The sequence below is a fragment of the Streptomyces sp. NPDC052042 genome (assembly GCF_044548345.1).
Taxonomy (GTDB): Bacteria; Actinomycetota; Actinomycetes; order Streptomycetales; family Streptomycetaceae; genus Streptomyces.
Genome location: NZ_JBIUBU010000007.1, coordinates 287,516 through 303,915, shown reverse-complemented (window position 1 = coordinate 303,915; position 16,400 = coordinate 287,516). Strand labels below are relative to the sequence as shown.

The 16,400-nt window shown below is 70.7% G+C and carries 13 protein-coding genes; 5 read left to right on the top strand and 8 right to left on the bottom strand.

All coding sequences use genetic code 11. The features are described 5' to 3' along the window. Positions 1-700: 700 nt before the first annotated feature. Both ACIHCL_RS15520 and ACIHCL_RS15515 read left to right on the top strand, forming a co-directional pair. Positions 701-868 (top strand): hypothetical protein, encoded by a 168-nt coding sequence (locus ACIHCL_RS15520; protein ID WP_399861824.1) that lies wholly within the window; start codon positions 701-703, stop codon positions 866-868. Between the two features lie 712 nt (positions 869-1,580). Then, complete coding sequence (locus ACIHCL_RS15515) at positions 1,581-2,384, top strand: SGNH/GDSL hydrolase family protein (RefSeq protein ID WP_399861821.1); 804 nt, start codon at positions 1,581-1,583, stop codon at positions 2,382-2,384. A 323-nt stretch (positions 2,385-2,707) separates the two neighbouring features. Here the strand turns inward: ACIHCL_RS15515 and ACIHCL_RS15510 are convergent, their stop codons facing one another. Further along, positions 2,708-3,544, bottom strand: coding sequence for a class I SAM-dependent methyltransferase (locus ACIHCL_RS15510; RefSeq protein ID WP_399861817.1), 837 nt, complete (start codon positions 3,542-3,544; stop codon positions 2,708-2,710). A 71-nt stretch (positions 3,545-3,615) separates the two neighbouring features. Between ACIHCL_RS15510 and ACIHCL_RS15505 the strand changes: the two genes are divergently transcribed. Then, positions 3,616-5,742, top strand: a complete 2,127-nt coding sequence (locus ACIHCL_RS15505; protein WP_399861815.1) for a S9 family peptidase — start codon at positions 3,616-3,618, stop codon at positions 5,740-5,742. 299 nt (positions 5,743-6,041) lie between these two features. After that, a complete protein-coding gene (locus tag ACIHCL_RS15500) occupies positions 6,042-6,944 on the top strand; it encodes an SURF1 family protein (protein ID WP_399861812.1) in 903 nt (300 codons plus the stop codon). Between the two features lie 356 nt (positions 6,945-7,300). Here the strand turns inward: ACIHCL_RS15500 and ACIHCL_RS15495 are convergent, their stop codons facing one another. The 7 genes from ACIHCL_RS15495 to ACIHCL_RS15465 all read right to left on the bottom strand — a co-directional run bounded on the left by ACIHCL_RS15495 (position 7,301) and on the right by ACIHCL_RS15465 (position 15,192). Continuing rightward, the gene (locus ACIHCL_RS15495) at positions 7,301-8,968 is read right to left on the bottom strand and encodes a hypothetical protein (protein ID WP_399861809.1); all 1,668 of its coding nucleotides are present in this window, start codon (positions 8,966-8,968) and stop codon (positions 7,301-7,303) included. Then, positions 8,965-9,543: a SigE family RNA polymerase sigma factor gene (locus ACIHCL_RS15490; protein WP_399861807.1), complete on the bottom strand. Its 579-nt coding sequence runs from the start codon at positions 9,541-9,543 to the stop codon at positions 8,965-8,967. The genes ACIHCL_RS15495 and ACIHCL_RS15490 overlap by 4 nt, the downstream gene beginning before the upstream one ends. 511 nt (positions 9,544-10,054) lie before the next feature. Continuing rightward, positions 10,055-11,119, bottom strand: a complete 1,065-nt coding sequence (locus ACIHCL_RS15485; RefSeq protein ID WP_399861804.1) for an aspartate-semialdehyde dehydrogenase — start codon at positions 11,117-11,119, stop codon at positions 10,055-10,057. Then, positions 11,116-12,387, bottom strand: a complete 1,272-nt coding sequence (locus ACIHCL_RS15480) for an aspartate kinase (protein WP_399861800.1) — start codon at positions 12,385-12,387, stop codon at positions 11,116-11,118. Before ACIHCL_RS15480 ends, ACIHCL_RS15485 begins: the two co-directional genes overlap by 4 nt. Before the next feature lie 583 nt (positions 12,388-12,970). Further along, entirely contained in the window at positions 12,971-13,630 is a 660-nt protein-coding gene (locus tag ACIHCL_RS15475; RefSeq protein ID WP_399861797.1) for a DUF5063 domain-containing protein, read from the bottom strand. Positions 13,631-13,750: 120 nt separating this feature from the next. Further along, on the bottom strand, positions 13,751-14,350 hold the full coding sequence (gene recR / locus ACIHCL_RS15470) for a recombination mediator RecR (protein WP_399861794.1): 600 nt from the start codon (positions 14,348-14,350) through the stop codon (positions 13,751-13,753). A gap of 506 nt (positions 14,351-14,856) precedes the next feature. Next, positions 14,857-15,192: a YbaB/EbfC family nucleoid-associated protein gene (locus ACIHCL_RS15465; protein ID WP_399861885.1), complete on the bottom strand. Its 336-nt coding sequence runs from the start codon at positions 15,190-15,192 to the stop codon at positions 14,857-14,859. 357 nt (positions 15,193-15,549) lie between these two features. Between ACIHCL_RS15465 and ACIHCL_RS15460 the strand changes: the two genes are divergently transcribed. Continuing rightward, entirely contained in the window at positions 15,550-16,347 is a 798-nt protein-coding gene (locus ACIHCL_RS15460) for an SLATT domain-containing protein (RefSeq protein WP_399861793.1), read from the top strand. The last annotated feature ends 53 nt before the right edge of the window (positions 16,348-16,400 follow it).

The following is a 16,400-nucleotide window of genomic DNA, read 5'->3' as shown; positions in this document are numbered from 1 at the left end:
GAGCCATCACCGCTCGGACGGTACCTACGTCCGCAGCCACCACCGGCAAATCGGCCCCCGGGCCGCCGTGGCGGCCGGGGGAGGTGGCGTCCTCCTGTTCATCCTTCTGCTGATCGCCCTCCTGGGAGGTGGCGGCACGGATACCGAGAGCATCCCCAGCCAGCGTCCGACCTCTCCCGCCAGCGTCAGTGAACACTTATCGCACCCATGAGGCAACGAGCCCGAGGGCCTCGGACGGCTGCCGTCCGAGGCCCTCGGAGTGTCCGGACCACCTGCTGTCCGCGCTGGCGTTTCTCCCTGCTGTGGTGCAGATTTTCGCGAGAGTCAAGGAGCTCATCCACGTGTGCTGCAGGGTGCGGCCGAGAAGCGGACGAACCGCTTCTCACCACCCATACCCGGGAGTTCAGTGTGAGCGATCTCGACACCCGTACCACCGTGCGGCTGATGGGTGCGATCAATACGCACGTCGCCATCATGCTTCCAATCCGCCGAGCCGCGCCGCAAGTACAGGCTGGCGGGCGGGCGCCAGCCGCAGGGTGTGACCTGGCGGGCATCGCGACGTCCGCCGACAGGCCGCTTGCGTCGACCTCACCCGCCCCGGAAGGGCGTCTTGCACTGAGTACCCAATATGCACATATCGCACTTACATGCGAATCTAGAAGTGGCCCATAGCCGGAGATCCGTTACAGGAGGCACGATCGTGGGCAAGAAGCACAGTCGACAGAACCGCGGCACCCGCGCCGGTGGACACGAACGCAACACCGCTCCGGAGCCGAAGAAAACGCAGCCGACGTCCGTCGAGGACACGGTGCGTTCGATCTCGGAGCAGGTCTCCCACCGGAAGCAGCGGAGGTTCGGCCACAACTGATCACCGCAGGCCGCGACAACTGATCCCGTAGTTCCAGACCCACCGCCCTCCGTGGCGGCGCCCCATAGGGATGCCGCCACGGAGGGCGGTTTTTTCGTGCCCGGCAACCGTCGGCCGCCCGTGGCGGGATCGGGCATCCGCCGGGTGCCGCCGCTCGGCAAGCCTCGTGGCGGCAAACTGCCCGCCGACGCCCCCTTGCCCGACGTACGCCCTGTCCGCCGACCGGCACCGACGGTGAGCATCGCGACCCGAGAATTTCGTGATCAGCGGCATCGTGCTCGTTGACCCCCGCCTCACCCGCAGTTCGGCGTCCGCGCCTCTCGCCACCCAACCCCCGCCCTCCCCACACCCGCGCCCGCGCCCCCGACAACGCCCGCCGCCGACCTCGCGGCACCCCTGCGACGCCCGCCCCTGCCCTCGCGACGGCTGGCCCTGACACCCCCCGGCCCCGACAGCGTTCGTTCACGTCGTCGGCTCGCCCGAAGCGGCCCGATGGGCGGCTCGACGGGAACGCCGAGCGCGGCGAAAATTCACCCCTTCTTGCGGGCCTCCAGAGGTTTATCTACGCGCGGAGCTCGTATGGCCGAACGATCATTCGGGCATATCAGACCAGTTCTTGCCTAGCTATTACCGGCCAGTACTCACAGCTGCTACAAACATGGCGCTCCATCACCCCCCAACCCATCCCCCACACTTCGGAGGGCTGATCGCCATGTCAGTGCGGAGATTCTGGGCGTCCGCTTCCACTCTGGTCCTTGCCGCCGCGGCTGCCCTGGGCGTCGCCCAGCCGGCTTCGGCGAACTCGACGGCCGCCAGCGGCTACGTTGCTCTCGGCGACTCCTACTCGTCCGGCGTCGGCGCGGGAAGCTATCTTTCCGACAGCGGCGACTGCCGCCGCAGCACCAAGGCCTACCCCTACCTCTGGGCCGCCGCCAACTCCCCCTCCTCCTTCAGCTTCGTCGCCTGCTCGGGCGCCACGACGAACTCCGTGGCAAGCACCCAGTTGGGCGCGCTCAACTCGTCCACCGGACTGGTCAGCATCACCGCGGGCGGCAATGACGTGGGCTTCGCCAACGTCATGCAGGACTGCGTGCTGTCCAGCGAGGCCACCTGCCTGAACAGTGTCAACTCGGCCGTGACCCAGGTGCGGAACACCCTGCCCTCACGCCTGAGCTCGCTCTACGGTTCCATCAAGTCCCGTGCCCCGCAGGCCCGAGTGGTGGTGCTGGGGTACCCGCGCTTCTACAAGCTGAGCGGCAGCTGCATAGCCGGGCTCACCGAGAAGAAGCGGGCGGCCATCAACGACGCCTCCGACGTCCTGAACGGGGTCATCGCCAAGCAGGCGGCCAACGCCGGGTTCACCTACTCCAGCGTGGTGGACAAGTTCACCGGGCACGAACTGTGCTCCGGCGACGCATGGCTCCACAGCGTGTCGATCCCGGTCTACAACTCGTACCACCCCAAGGCGGCCGGACAGTCGGGCGGCTACCTTCCGGCCTTCCGCTCGGCGGCGTAGTAGTACACGGCCGAAGAGCGTAAGGCGAGGCCCGAGCGCGGACGGCAAAGGCCGGACTCCGACGGCGAAGGCCGAACCGGTCGACAAAGAAGGGGAATCACGCGCGAAGACCGCGTGCGCGGGGGTGCGGCGGGCGGGCCGGAGGCATGGGCCTCGGCCGGCCCGCCGCACCCCACACCCCTTGCCGCGTCAGGGCCGCCGGGCACCGGTGCCGTCGTCGCGCGAAGCGGCCCTCGTAAGCGCTCGCCGCCCGGTCAGGACCGACTGCTCCGCGGACCGGGGTCGGTCGGTGACGAGGGATGCGGGAGATCGACGACGCGGCATCAGGAAGCTGCCGGACGCGATCCCTTGATCGAGTACATCAGCGGGATCCGCGGGCGGTCGGCGGAGAAACGGTAGTAGCCGTCATCGTGCCGCTCCAGCGCCGAGAACCGGGCGAAGAGCGAGACGTCGTGCTCGTGCAGGAACTCGATCCGCAGCCCCGTGGCGGCCAGCGCCGACACCACATCGCCGATCGGATGCTGCCACTCGACGCTGCGGTTGTGGACGGTCGGCGCCTCGAAGTCCGCGTATGTGCCGGGAGTTTCCTCCACCCACGCGTCCCGGCAGAAGTAGTCGTGGACGACCTCGCGGCCGGTCGAGTCGTCGAGGCAGTCCGTGATCGGGTGGAACTCCGCGAGGTAGAGGAAGCCGCCGGGCGCGACGAGCGACGCGGCGACCTCGGCCCAACGCCGGGTGTCGGGCAGCCAGTTCAGAGCGCCGATGCCGGTGTAGACGATGTCGTACGACGGGTCCGGAACGGCCTGGGCCGCGTCATGGACGTCGGCGGTGACGAACGCCGCCCGTTCCTCGGTGAACCCGATCTCACGGGCCAGGCGGCGCGCCGTCTCGACGGCCGGTTCGGAGAAGTCCAGGCCGACGACGCGCGCCGCTCCGTGCCGGGCCCAGGAGAGGGTGTCCAGTCCGATGTGGCACTGCAGGTGGAGCAGTGACTTGCCCGTCACGTCGCCGACCTCCGCGCGTTCGAAGTCACGCAGCGCGTCCTTGCCGGCACGGAAGGATTCGAGTTCGTAGTAGTCGCTCGCGGCGTGGATGGGGACACGTTCGTCCCAGCGCGCGCGGTTGGCCCGGTGCCAGTCGGCGGGGGTCTCTGCATGCATGCCGCGGAGGTTATCCACAGGCTGAGGGCGAAGCGAACGAATTGTCGGCGTTCCGACGCAGAATAGGGACCATGACTGAGATCACTGGCTCGACGGCCCCCGACACGCGGGCGACCACCCCCGCGCCCTCGACCGGCTCCGCTCCGGCGTCCTCGACCGGCTCCGGCTCCGGCCCCGCTCCCGCGGCCGGGGCCGCGCCCTCGGGCGGACCCGCGGGCGCGGCCCCCGCCGTGACCGGCTACGCGTCCCCTGACGCCGAGGCCGGGGGCCTGGTCGCCGACGGGGCCGGGGAGACGGCGGACGTCGGCGGGGAAGAAGGGGCCGCGATCGCCTCCGTTCCGTTGTGGGAGCAGCGGTTCCGGGCCCCCAGGGTGTCCTTGCCCGACTGGGCGGAGGACGCGCCGGACCGTACGCTGTTCGTCTCCAACGCGACGGGGACGTACGAGCTGTACGCCTGGGACCGTGCCACCGGCGAGCAGCGCCAGGTGACAGACCGGCCGAACGGTACGACGGAGGGCACGCTGACGCCGGACGGCGAGTCGATCTGGTGGTTCAACGACACCGACGGGGACGAGTTCGGGGTGTGGATGCGCCAGCCGTTCCACCTCGCCGAGGGCGGGAAGCCCATGGACGAACCGGCGGCGCCCGGGCTCGGCGCCTCGTACCCGGCGGGGCTTGCGATCGGACGGGACGGTTCGGCGGTGATCGGCCGCTCGACGGACGAGGACGGGACGACGGTCCATGTCGTGCGCCCCGGGGCCGATCCGGTCGAGATCTACCGCCACCGGGAGTCGGCGGGCGTCGGTGATCTCAGCCATGACGGGACCCTGATCGCCCTGGAGCACACCGAGCACGGCGACGCGATGCACTCCGCGTTGCGCGTGGTGCGGCTGGACGGCTCCGTGGTCGCGGAGCTGGACGATTCCGAGGGAGGAACGAAGGAGCTGGGGCTTTCCGTGCTCGGCTTCGCCCCCGTCGCCGGTGACAGCAGACTGCTGGTCGGGCATCAGCGTCGCGGGCGCTGGGAGCCGATGATCTGGGATCCGGTGACGGGCGCGGAGACGGACCTGGGAATCGGTCTGCCGGGTGACGTGAGTGCCGAGTGGTATCCGGACGCCTCCGCACTGCTGATCGTCCACGGCTTCGAGGCCCGCAACGATCTGTGGCGGTACGAACCCGGGGCGGGCAGTGCTCCCGTCCGGGTGGAGACCCCGGCGGGCTCGGTGTCGGGTGCCACGGCCCGGCCGGACGGCACGGTGGAGTATCTGTGGTCGTCGGCCAAGCAGCCTCCCGTCATCCGATCGACCTCGGGGGCGGTGGTGCTCGATCCGCCCGGCCCGAAGGCCCCGGCGTCCGTGCCGGTGGAGGACGTGTGGGTGGACGGGCCCGGCGGCCGGGTCCACGCACTCGTGCAGCGGCCCGCCGCTCCGGCCGAGGGACCGTTCCCCACGGTGTTCGAGATCCATGGAGGGCCGACCTGGCACGACAGCGACGCCTTCGCGGCCGGTCCCGCCGCATGGGTGGACCACGGCTACGCCGTCGTCCGCGTCAACTACCGCGGCTCCACCGGATACGGCCGCGCCTGGACGGACGCGCTCAAGCACCGGGTCGGTCTGATCGAGCTGGAGGACATCGCCGCGGTGCGGGAATGGGCGGTGGAGTCCGGCCTCGCGGACCCGGAGAAGCTGGTCCTGGCCGGTGGTTCCTGGGGCGGATACCTGACCCTGCTGGGCCTCGGCACGCGGCCGGACACCTGGGCGGTGGGCCTCGCGGCCGTCCCGGTCGCCGACTATGTCACGGCGTACCACGACGAGATGGAGGACCTGAAGGCACTGGACCGCACCCTGCTCGGCGGTACGCCGGAGGAGGTCCCCGAGCGCTTCGCGGCCTCGTCCCCGCTGACATACGTCGACGCCGTCCGGGCACCGGTCTTCATCTCGGCCGGTGTCAACGACCCGCGCTGCCCGATCCGCCAGATCGAGAACTACGTGGACCGGCTGAAGGAACGTGACGCCGTGCACGAGGTCTACCGGTACGACGCGGGGCACGGTTCGCTCGTCGTGGAGGAACGGATCAAGCAGGTCCGCCTGGAGCTCGACTTCGCCCGACGCCACCTGGCCGCGGACTCCGGCGCCGCTGCTCCCACTCCACTGTCCGATGGCGCCTCCGCGATCACGGCGACCACGTCCGGCGGCTGAGGCCGCGCCCCGTGCGGCCGGGCACCGAGCGGGCTCGTGTCCGCCGCCGCGGTGCGGGGCGGGCCCGGCGGGAACGGGGTCGGCCGGTGCACGGCGGACCAGGCGGGAACGGGGCGGGTGTGGCCGGTGCACGGCGGTGCGGCGGAGGTGACGAGGCGGAGTGCAGCGGTGCGGCAGGAGCGGTGGGTGCGGGCGGATGAGGCGGTGGGGCGGGGCGGGAGTGGACAGAGCGCGGCCGGACGGGTCGTGGGCGGGTACCCCGCGCCAGGAGAGCGGAGCGGCAGACGTACCGTGGAGGGGTGTACCGGTTCCTGCTGACCCCGCGCTGGTGGGGGATCAACCTGTTCGTCGTGCTGGCCATCCCCTTCTGCGTCTTCATGGGTACCTGGCAGCTCAGCCGCTTCGAGGACCGCGTGCAGACGCACAACGCCGCCGAGAAGCAGCCCGCCCCGGGTACGAGGGCGGCGAAGCCGATCGACGACCTGCTGCCCGTCGACACGGAGACCTCCGGCCGTCCCGCCACCGCCACCGGCCGGTACGCCGACCAGTTCCTGGTGCCCGGACGGGATTTGGACGGCAAGAGCGGCTTCTACGTGCTGAACATGCTCCGTACGGACAGCGGCAAGGCCCTGCCGGTGGTACGCGGCTGGCTTCCCGGCAAGCCCGGACAGGCCGCAGTCCCGGGTGCGCCGACCGGCACGGTCACGGTGACCGGCGACCTCCAGGCGTCGGAGAACGCCGGCACCGCGGGGGCCCACACCGCGGGCGGGCTCCCGGACGGGCAGGTCGGCATCATCAGCGCCGCGTCCCTCATCAACCTCGTCCCGTACGACGTCTACGACGCGTGGGTGACGCTCCAGGACACCGGCGGCGACGGCGGGCTGCGTCCCGTACCGGCCACCGTGCCGCAGGGCACCGGCCTGGACCTGAAGGCCTTCCAGAACCTCGGCTACACCGGCGAGTGGTTCGTCTTCGCCGGGTTCGTGCTCTTCATGTGGTTCCGACTGCTTCGCCGCGAGGCAGAAGCCGCGCGCGACCTGCAACTGGGGCTCGTCACGGGCACGGATACGGATACGGACACGGACGCACATGCGCATCCGGATGCGGATGCGGGCAAGGATGTGGCCGCGGATGCCCGGGCCGACGATTCCGACGACCGTGCCGTGCGGTCCGGGGCCGAGGCGAAGGCCGACAGCGCCTGACCCATCCGCGGGTACCGGGCCGCGGCAACCGGACGACGCGCCAGGGGTCCGGCGCCCGGGAAGCCTGATGCCGGGGCCCGGGCGCCCAGGAGCACACGGGCCGACGGGCCGTACCCCGCACGTGGGATATGCACGGAGTCCATTCGGGACGCGCCGAAGCGCGAGGGCCGATGAATAAGGCATGCGCATGCCGGTGTACGCCGGACGCGTACTCCGAAACCAGCCGCACCACCTACGCGCAGGCACCCGTGCATAGGGAGCACGGAGCACGCGGGCTCGGACGCATGGGGTTCATGCCGTAGGCGCGCGCCCGTACCAGCCGTGGCGCACCTGACGTGCGGCACGCGCGCCCGACGTCACATCGCGGGGGCCAGCACCCCAGTCCGGTAGATCGTGCCCGCGCAGGCGTCGGGGATTCTCGCCTCCGCGACCGGGGCCCCCGCGTCCGGTGTGTGCGTCACTTCGATGCTGCCGTCCTGCACCCCTCCGCCGTCCTCGCTGCCGAGCTGCGCGGCCGTCGCCACGGCCGTGTCGCCGGAACCCGTACCGGAACCGGGGCCGGCCGCGGTGCCGCCGCCCATGCCGCCCGTGCCGCCCGCGCCCTCCGTCGGTGTCGGGCTCGGTGAGCTCCCGGTGGTCGGGCAGGTGTCCCTCGGCACCCAGGCGAACCTCACTTCGTACGCCGCGGACGGCTTCAGCGCCATCGTGCTCTGCTCCTGCGAGGGGTCGGGCAGACCAGCCGCCGCGTCGCCCGCGACATGCCGGACGACCGTGATCTTGGCCGGGTCCGCCGACCCCAACGCCTGGAAGCCCACGTTCCCGCCACTGCTCACCGTGCACTCCGTGTCGGAGACGTTGGCGATCCGGAACGTGCCGTACACGGTGCCGTCGACGCCCGCCGCGCCCGCCTGGGCCGAGGCGACGCCGAGCTGTCCCGCGCCGCAGGCCGGCGGGGAGGAGGCCGCGGAGGCGTCCGGATCGGAGACTCCGCCCACCAGATCGCCGTCGCCGACCTGGCCCCCGCTGTCGGACGGGCTGCTCTTACTCACGGGATGGCCCGGGTCCCCGTCGTCCTGCCCATTGGTGCCGCCGCCGTGGTTCTTCCCGCTGGTTCCCGAGCCGCTCTCCGTACCGCTGCCGCCCTGCGCCTGCTCGCCGTGCCCCGCTATCGCGGGGTTGGCGGTGTTCGAGCCGTCGGAGTTCGCGACGTGGACGAATGCGGGGATCGCGGTGCTGATGAGCAGAGCCGCCGCCGCCATTCCGACGACGGCCTGTCGCCGTCTGGCGCGTCGCGCGGGCACCGCCCGGCGCAGCTGGTCGAGGGCGCCTTCGTCTGGCTCGATCTGCCGGACCGCTCCGTGCAGCATGCGGCGCAGCGCGACCTCGTCCAGGAAGTCCGGCGCGTCCGGGCCACCGTCGCCGCGCGAGCGGGCCTGGTCGCCGCGCGAGCCGAAGGCCGCGACCGTCACAGAGCCCTCGTGCGTGCCGGCGCCGCTGGCCGCGTCCGCGTCCTGAGCCGAGTGGGTCTCAACCTCCGGGCCCGTGTCCCCGTGGGCGTGGGTCTGTGCCCCGGCCTCGGCGCCGTCGTCCTCGTCCAGCGCGTGCGCCCGCGCCACGGGCTCGGCGCCCCCGTCCGTCGCCACGGGCTCCGCGTCCCCGTCCGCTCTCGTCCGAGCGTCCGTCTTCGTCCGAGCGTGCGTTTCGGAGGCCGCGTCCGGGGTCCTGCCCGGGGCCGCGGCACCTCTCCGCCCGTCGTTCACCATCGCGTTTCCAGTCCGGTCGGTCCCGGGCTCCCGCCCGTGGCCGCTCTCTCGGCCGCCGTCGTGCCCGCTCGCGCCGCCACCGTCGGCGGCACGCATCCGGCCACCACCGTCGCGGCTCATCCGTCCGCCGCTGTCGCGGCTGCGGTCCTTGTCGCCACCGCCACGATCGCGGCCCTCGCCATCGCTGTCGGGAGCGCGGCTCTCATCGCCGACGTCTCCACTCTCGTGACCGTTGTCGTTACCGCTGTCGCGCAGGCTCATCCCTCTGCCTCCATCACGACGCGCAGCGCCGCGATCCCCCGCGAACCGTAGGCCTTGACCGATCCCAGGGATATCCCCAGCGTCTCGGCCACCTGTGCCTCCGTCATGTCCGCGAAGTAGCGCAGCACCAACACCTCCCGCTGGCGTCGCTGCAGTCCGCGCATCGCCTTGATCAGGGCGTCCCGCTCCAACTGGTCGTACGCCCCCTCTTCGGCGCTCGCCATGTCCGGCATGGGCTTGGAGAGCAGCTTCAGTCCGAGGATGCGACGACGCAGCGCGGAACGCGACAGGTTGACGACGGTCTGACGCAGATAGGCCAGGGTCTTCTCCGGATCCCGCACCCGGTTGCGCGCCGAGTGCACCCGGATGAACGCCTCCTGAACCACGTCCTCGCAGGAGGCGGTGTCGTCCAGGAGCAGCGCCGCGAGGCCGAGCAGCGAGCGGTAGTGGGCGCGGTAGGTCTCGGTGAGGTGGTCGACGGTGGTTCCGGCTGCCACGCCCTCCTCAGCGCCCTCGCGCTGCGACGGCAGCTGTGCCGTGGGACGTGCGGCGGGCACGGGAGCGATCACCGGCATGCCGCCGGACCCTCGGGGCCGCCTGAGCGGGCGCACCGAAGCGCCGCGCAGGGGGCCCACCACTGTGATGTCGAGAACCTCTGCCACGCCAGTTGGACACGTTTCCCCCCGTCAGGGTTGTACGCGCGCGACACCGCGTTCGACGCGATGCGACATGCCCTCATACGTACCCGCTCTTCCCAAATGCCCCGAATATGCGCCCCCGTCGTACAAGAAGTCACCGCATAGACGTGCACGCTCCGGCCGACGGTTGCGGCAGGCCGAAAGGTCATCGTCGGATACCCCGACACCCCAGCTCAAGAGATTCAGACTTTCAACTTGCTCACAGAGCGTTCACAGATCGTACAAATCAGGTTCGATCAGCCTTGATCAGACACGCGGAAACCCGCGCGATCAGGCACAGGTTCCGACACGACACCCGATACCCCACCCGACACGTCACCCGATACGCGCCCCAGCGCGGGCCGCCCCGGCGCGCATCCCCGCGCCCACCCCGCACGATCACGCGCGATCAGGCACGGGGAAATTCGGCGGCCACCGACTCGGCGATCTGCGCCACGTTCAGAGCCGCCCCCTTGCGGAGGTTGTCGCCGCAGACGAACAGGTCCAGCGCGCGGGGATCGTCCAGTGACCGACGTACGCGCCCGACCCATGTCGGGTCGGTGCCGACGACATCGGACGGGGTCGGGAAATCACCCGCCGCCGGACTGTCGTACAGCACGACGCCCGGGGCCGTCGCCAGGATCTCGTGGGCCCGGTCGACCGCGACCTCGTTCTCGAACCGCGCGTGCACGGACATCGAGTGCGTCGCGACGACCGGTACGTACACACAGGTCGCCGCGACCCGCAGGTCGGGCAGATCCAGGATCTTGCGGCACTCCTCGCGGATCGCCAGCTCCTCCGACGACCAGCCGTCGCCGGCCTCGGCTCCGGCCCAGGGCACCACGTTGAGCGCCACCGGCGCGGCGAAGGGGCCGCCCTCCACGTCCCCCACCGCCCGGCGCACATCCCCGGGCCTGGTGCCCAGTTCGGTGCCGGCCACCAGCGACAGCTGTTCGCGCAGCGCGGCCACCCCGTCGCGGCCCGCCCCGCTCACCGCCTGGTACGAGGAGACGACCAGTTCCCGCACCCCGAACTCGGCGTGCAGCGCGCCGACCGCGACGATCAGCGCGAGCGTCGTGCAGTTCGGGCTCGCGACGATGCCGCGCGGCCTGATCCGCGCGGCATGCGGATTGATCTCGGGCACGACCAGCGGAACATCCGCGTCCAGCCGGAAAGCGGCGGAGTCATCGATGACGACCGCGCCCTTGGCCGCGGCGACGGGCGCCCACTGCGCCGAGACGTCGTCGGGCACCAGGAACAGCGCCACGTCGATGTCGTCGAAGGCGTCCTCGGTGAGCGGGAGGACCTCGCTCTCCTCGCCGCGTACGACCAGTTTGCGGCCGGCCGAACGCGGCGAGGCGATCAGCCTCACCTCGCCCCAGACGTCCGCGTGCTGCGAGAGGATCTGGAGCATGACGCCGCCGATCGCCCCGGTCGCTCCGACGACCCCGAGCGAGGGGCGGCGGGCGGTCATCGGCCGGTGCCCCCGTAGACGACGGCCTCGTCGGAGTCGCTGTCGAGGCCGAAAGCGGTGTGCACGGCGCGCACGGCATCGTTGACGTCGTCGGCTCGGGTGACGACCGAGATGCGGATCTCGGATGTCGAGATGAGCTCGATGTTCACACCGGCGTCCGACAGCGCCTCGAAGAAGCCGGCCGTGACCCCGGGGTTGGTCTTCATACCCGCGCCGATCAGGGAGATCTTCGCGATCTGGTCGTCATAGCGCAGCGACTCGAAGCCGATGGTGCCGCGGTTGCGCTCCAGGGCGTCGATGGCCTTGCGGCCTTCGGCCATCGGCAACGTGAACGAGATGTCGGTCAGACCGGTCGACGCGGCGGAGACGTTCTGCACCACCATGTCGATGTTGATCTCCGCATTCGCGATCGTGCGGAAGATCGCGGCGGCCTCGCCGGGCTTGTCGGGCACACCGACGACCGTGATCTTGGCCTCGGAGACGTCATGGGCGACTCCGGAGATGATCGCGTGCTCCACCTTCTGGTCCCCTTGCGGCTCGTTGCTGACCCAGGTACCGCGCAGCCCGGAGAAGGACGAACGGACGTGGATCGGGATGTTGTAGCGGCGTGCGTACTCCACGCACCGGTGCAGCAGCACCTTGGAACCGGACGCGGCCAGTTCCAGCATGTCCTCGAAGGAGATCCAGTCGATCTTCCGGGCCTTCGCCACGACCCTCGGGTCGGCGGTGAAGACGCCGTCCACATCGGTGTAGATCTCGCAGACCTCGGCGTCCAGTGCGGCGGCGAGCGCGACCGCGGTGGTGTCGGACCCGCCCCGGCCGAGGGTGGTGATGTCCTTCTTGTCGTGGGACACCCCCTGGAACCCCGCGACGATCGCGATGTTCCCCTCGTTCAGCGCCGTACGGATGCGGCCCGGCGTCACATCGATGATGCGCGCTTTGTTATGGACCGAGTCGGTGATGACGCCCGCCTGGCTCCCCGTGAAGGACTGGGCCTCGTGGCCCAGGTTTTTGATCGCCATCGCCAGCAGGGCCATGGAGATCCGCTCTCCCGCGGTCAGCAGCATGTCGAACTCGCGCCCAGCGGGTATCGGGGATACCCGCGCGGCGAGATCGATCAGCTCGTCCGTCGTGTCGCCCATCGCGGACACCACGACAACCACCTGGTTGCCGCTTTTCTTGGCATCGACGATTCGCTTGGCGACGCGCTTGATGCCCTCGGCATCGGCTACGGAGGAGCCTCCGTACTTCTGCACGACAAGGCCCACGTGCGCTCCTCGCTCAGTCCGTTACTCGGTCGATTCAGTTTAACGAGCGGCCCGAAAACGCCCCGCCCTTACCACATGGTGAGACGTCCCGCTCACCACTTGATCAAAGGCGTGTCGTTCCTGGCCGCTCGTACGGGACTGCTGCCCGCCGATCGGAATCGCACTCCCAGGTGTGTCCCAGCCCACATCCGCCGCTGCCGACCACTTGCCCGGCCGTCGGGCCGCAGTCCGGAATTCACCGGGGACGCATCCTCTCCAGCGTGGACCGGAACCCTGTGGTCCGCCTGCCGGAGGCCTCCGGCAGGCGGAAGGAGCACACCGCGAGGGGGCATGCCAGTGCCGACCCCTAGCGAGCCCGCGATGAAGGAGCCACCGTGGCGGGCGGGCCAGGTGACGGCCTGCGCCCCAAAGCCCACACCGGATCCGGACCGACAGAAGCGACTCAGCTGCTCAGCAGCTCAGCTCTTGAGACGGATCTGAGCCAGGAGGTACGAGTTCACGGGCCATGACTTCGGGGGCTACCGGTTCAGGGGCCACGGGTCCAGGGGCGATGGGTTCAAGCCATTCGCGCCGACGACGCGCACTACTGGACCGGGCGCAGCCCCAACGGGCCGGCGATCTCCTCCGCCATCACTCGGCCCGCCTCCTCGGCCAACTCGTCGTCGACGGTCTCCGAGTCCGTGTCCAGGCCGTCCAGATCCTGGAGCGGCTGGTTGAGGCGGATGTGGGCGATCAGGGACTGAAGGGCACGCAGGGTGGCGGAAGCGGTGGAGCCCCAGTTGGAGAAGTACGAGAACTGCCACCACCACAGGGCCTCGGTGATGCGGTTCTCCTCGTAGTGGGCCAGGCCGTGGCGCAGATCGGTGACGAGGTCGGCCAGGTCGTCCGAGATGCGGGCCGGGACCGGCGCCTTGCGGGGCTCGTACGGGTCGAAGACCTCGGAGTAGACGTCGATCGGCTCCAGCAGGGTGGCGAACCGCTCGCGGAGCCCGTCGGCGTCCGGCTCCGCGCCCAGGTCCGGCTCGTAGCGCTCGTCGGGGACGATGTCCTCGTACGCGCCGAGCCGCCCGCCCGCCAGCAGCAGCTGGGAGACCTGGAGCAGCAGGACGGGCACGGCCTGCTCGGGCTCCTCGACCTTTGACACCTCGGTGACCGCGACGATGAACGTCTTGATCTGGTCCGCGATCTGGACGGCGAAGTCGTCCGGGGCCTGCGTGACGGAGTTCAGCGTGGCGTCAGACATCGAGGAGACCTCCCGTAGGCACGGTCGCGAGCGGGTGAGTAGAACATAGCGTCGGTGAACGTAAAAACGCTGCGCTTCGCGACAAAGGTCACGGTCCGTACATCGAGTGACATGAAAGCGTCACACATCGAGCAGCCGCCTCCCTTCGAAGGCGCGGCCCAGAGTCACCTCGTCCGCGTACTCCAGATCGCCGCCCACCGGCAGGCCGCTGGCCAGCCTGGTGACCCGTAGGCCCATCGGCTTGACCATCCGCGCCAGGTACGTCGCGGTGGCCTCGCCCTCCAGGTTGGGGTCGGTCGCCAGGATCAGCTCCGTGACCGTGCCGTCGGCGAGCCGGGCGAGCAGCTCACGGATGCGCAGGTCGTCGGGGCCGACGCCCTCGATCGGACTGATCGCGCCGCCCAGCACGTGGTACCTGCCCCGGAACTCGCGGGTCCGCTCGATCGCGATGACGTCCTTCGGCTCCTCGACCACGCAGATGACCGCCTGGTCGCGGCGCGCATCCCGGCAGATGTTGCACTGCTCCTGCTGGGCGACGTTGCCGCAGACCGAGCAGAACCGGACCTTCTCCTTGACCTCCAGGAGGGCATGGGCGAGACGGCGCACATCGGTCGGTTCGGCCTGCAGGATGTGGAAGGCGATCCGCTGCGCGCTCTTGGGACCGACGCCGGGCAGCCTGCCCAGTTCGTCGATGAGGTCCTGAACCACGCCTTCGTACAACGGAAACGCCTTCCTCTTCCTGTTCCCGCCCCCTGGACGGGCCGCGGCGGCTGGGCCGCGGGCGGTGAGCCGAAGGCCGTACGCCGCGGAAGGCGCACCACCGGCGGTACATCGCGTGCGATGGGCTATGCATACAACTTACGAGTTCGGGCCGCCGGCCAGAAGCCCGGAGACGACCGAACGGCGGCCGAACGAAGAACGCGTGACGGCCATGAGGCCGCCCAACGCGCCCGTGCACCGGCCGGAAACCGGCCGAACCGCGCCCGCACATCGGCCGGGGGCGACCTGCGCGGGCGGCGGCACGGGCCGGGCCCGTGCGGCACCCCGGGGCTGGTCAGAACGCCTGTCGGCGGCCCGGTCGACCGGACCCGGCCCCGCCACGTCGGCCGGTCACATCGGCTCCGCGACGTCGGCCGGAGCGAGCAGGCCGGACCGCGCCCCGTACCTGGACGGGGACTATCGGGCCGGACCGCGCCCCTTACGCCGACCGGTGGACGGTCGGACCGTCAGAAGGGGAGGCCGGGCACACCGCCCAGCCCCTGGGCGAGCGGGCCCAGCTTCTGCTGCTGGATCTGCTGCGCGTTCTCGTTCGCGGCCTGGACCGCGGCGACGACGAGGTCCGCGAGCGTCTCGGTGTCCTCCGGGTCGACGGCCTTCGGGTCGATCACCAGGCCGCGGAGCTCGCCGGCACCGGTCACGGTCGCCTTCACCAGGCCACCACCCGCCTGGCCCTCGATCTCGGTCCTGGCCAGCTCCTCCTGAGCCGCGGCGAGGTCCTGCTGCATCTTCTGGGCTTGCTGCAGCAACTGCTGCATGTTGGGCTGCCCCGCACCGGGAATCACAGTCACTCCTGGCAATTCGATGACGACATGCTTCGGTAAACCGAGCCTACGTGGTCACCTCAGGGTGCGCCCCACCCACTGGTGAGCAACTCTTTCGAGTGAGTTTGAGTCAGCGCCGACATGACGCCCATACCTGATCACAGGCCCCCCGCGCCCGGGCATAACGCCATTTCGCCCCCGCGGCCCACCATTCGGCGGTAGGAAGGGCATGCGCACCCGGACATAGAGGCACGCCACCTGTCACGCAAAGTTACGTACGCGAGACAGTCGGCCACGCCGGAGAGCAGTGATCAGCCCACCGCCGAAACCACCGCCGCACATCAGGCGTCATCCAGCAGAACGCAGAGGAGTACCCCGGTGAGTCAGCCGGAGATGCAGCCCGAAGGACCACGCAACGAGTCCGGTCCGTCCGGCTCGCCCGGCTCCTCCGGTTCGGGCTCCGGCGTACGCGGCCGGGTCGCGCGGGGCCGGCGCGGGGACCTGACCGGTACACCGTTACCGCTCGGCGACTGGGGTGAACCCGCGGAACGTCTCGACGAGCTGTATCGCTGGGTCGAGGCCGAGGCACTGCACACAGCGGAGTGGTATCTGAACGACCGGATCTGGAAACGGCGCGCGGCCAGAACGCTGCGGGTCGGTACGGCCGTCGGCGCGGTCGCGGGCGCCGCCCTGCCCCTGCTCGACCTCACCGGGACGCTCGCCGGGGCCGCGGGGTGGGGCTATCTGTCGTTGCTGCTGGGGGCCGCGTGCATGGCGTGCGACCGGTACTTCGGGCTCACGTCGGGCTGGATAAGGAGTCTCGCCACCGCCCAGGCCGTGCAGCGGCGCCTGCAGGTACTCCAGTTCGACTGGGCTTCGGAGTCCGTACGGGAGGTGCTGGGCCCGACCGAGGGAACCGCCAGCGAGGCGGCCGAGCGCTGCCTCGGGGTGCTGCGGCGGTTCTCGGAGGACGTCACGGACCTCGTCCGGGCCGAGACGGCGGACTGGATGGTGGAGTTCCGTGCCGGGCCGACGCCGATGGGCCTCCAGGCCCTGTCGTCCGGCAGCGGGAGCGGCGGACGCACGGACCACGGCACGCAGCCGGGGCGGTTCCCGATGCAGACGATCGCCCGGCCGAACATGCCGCGCCAGCGGCCCCCGGAGTCCCCGCGGTGACACCACCGCGGGGCTGTTCCGGGATCCGGTCCCGCTCGGAGCCCTGCCCCGGG

What these genes read in the sequence shown, in the direction of transcription:
- ACIHCL_RS15515 (WP_399861821.1), top strand. Translation starts at nt 1,581, where the DNA reads ATGTCAGTGCGGAGATTCTGGGCGTCCGCTTCCACTCTGGTCCTTGCC.
- ACIHCL_RS15510 (WP_399861817.1), bottom strand. Translation starts at nt 3,544, where the DNA reads ATGCATGCAGAGACCCCCGCCGACTGGCACCGGGCCAACCGCGCGCGC.
- ACIHCL_RS15505 (WP_399861815.1), top strand. Translation starts at nt 3,616, where the DNA reads ATGACTGAGATCACTGGCTCGACGGCCCCCGACACGCGGGCGACCACC.
- ACIHCL_RS15495 (WP_399861809.1), bottom strand. Translation starts at nt 8,968, where the DNA reads ATGAGCCTGCGCGACAGCGGTAACGACAACGGTCACGAGAGTGGAGAC.
- ACIHCL_RS15490 (WP_399861807.1), bottom strand. Translation starts at nt 9,543, where the DNA reads ATGCCGGTGATCGCTCCCGTGCCCGCCGCACGTCCCACGGCACAGCTG.
- ACIHCL_RS15485 (WP_399861804.1), bottom strand. Translation starts at nt 11,119, where the DNA reads ATGACCGCCCGCCGCCCCTCGCTCGGGGTCGTCGGAGCGACCGGGGCG.
- ACIHCL_RS15475 (WP_399861797.1), bottom strand. Translation starts at nt 13,630, where the DNA reads ATGTCTGACGCCACGCTGAACTCCGTCACGCAGGCCCCGGACGACTTC.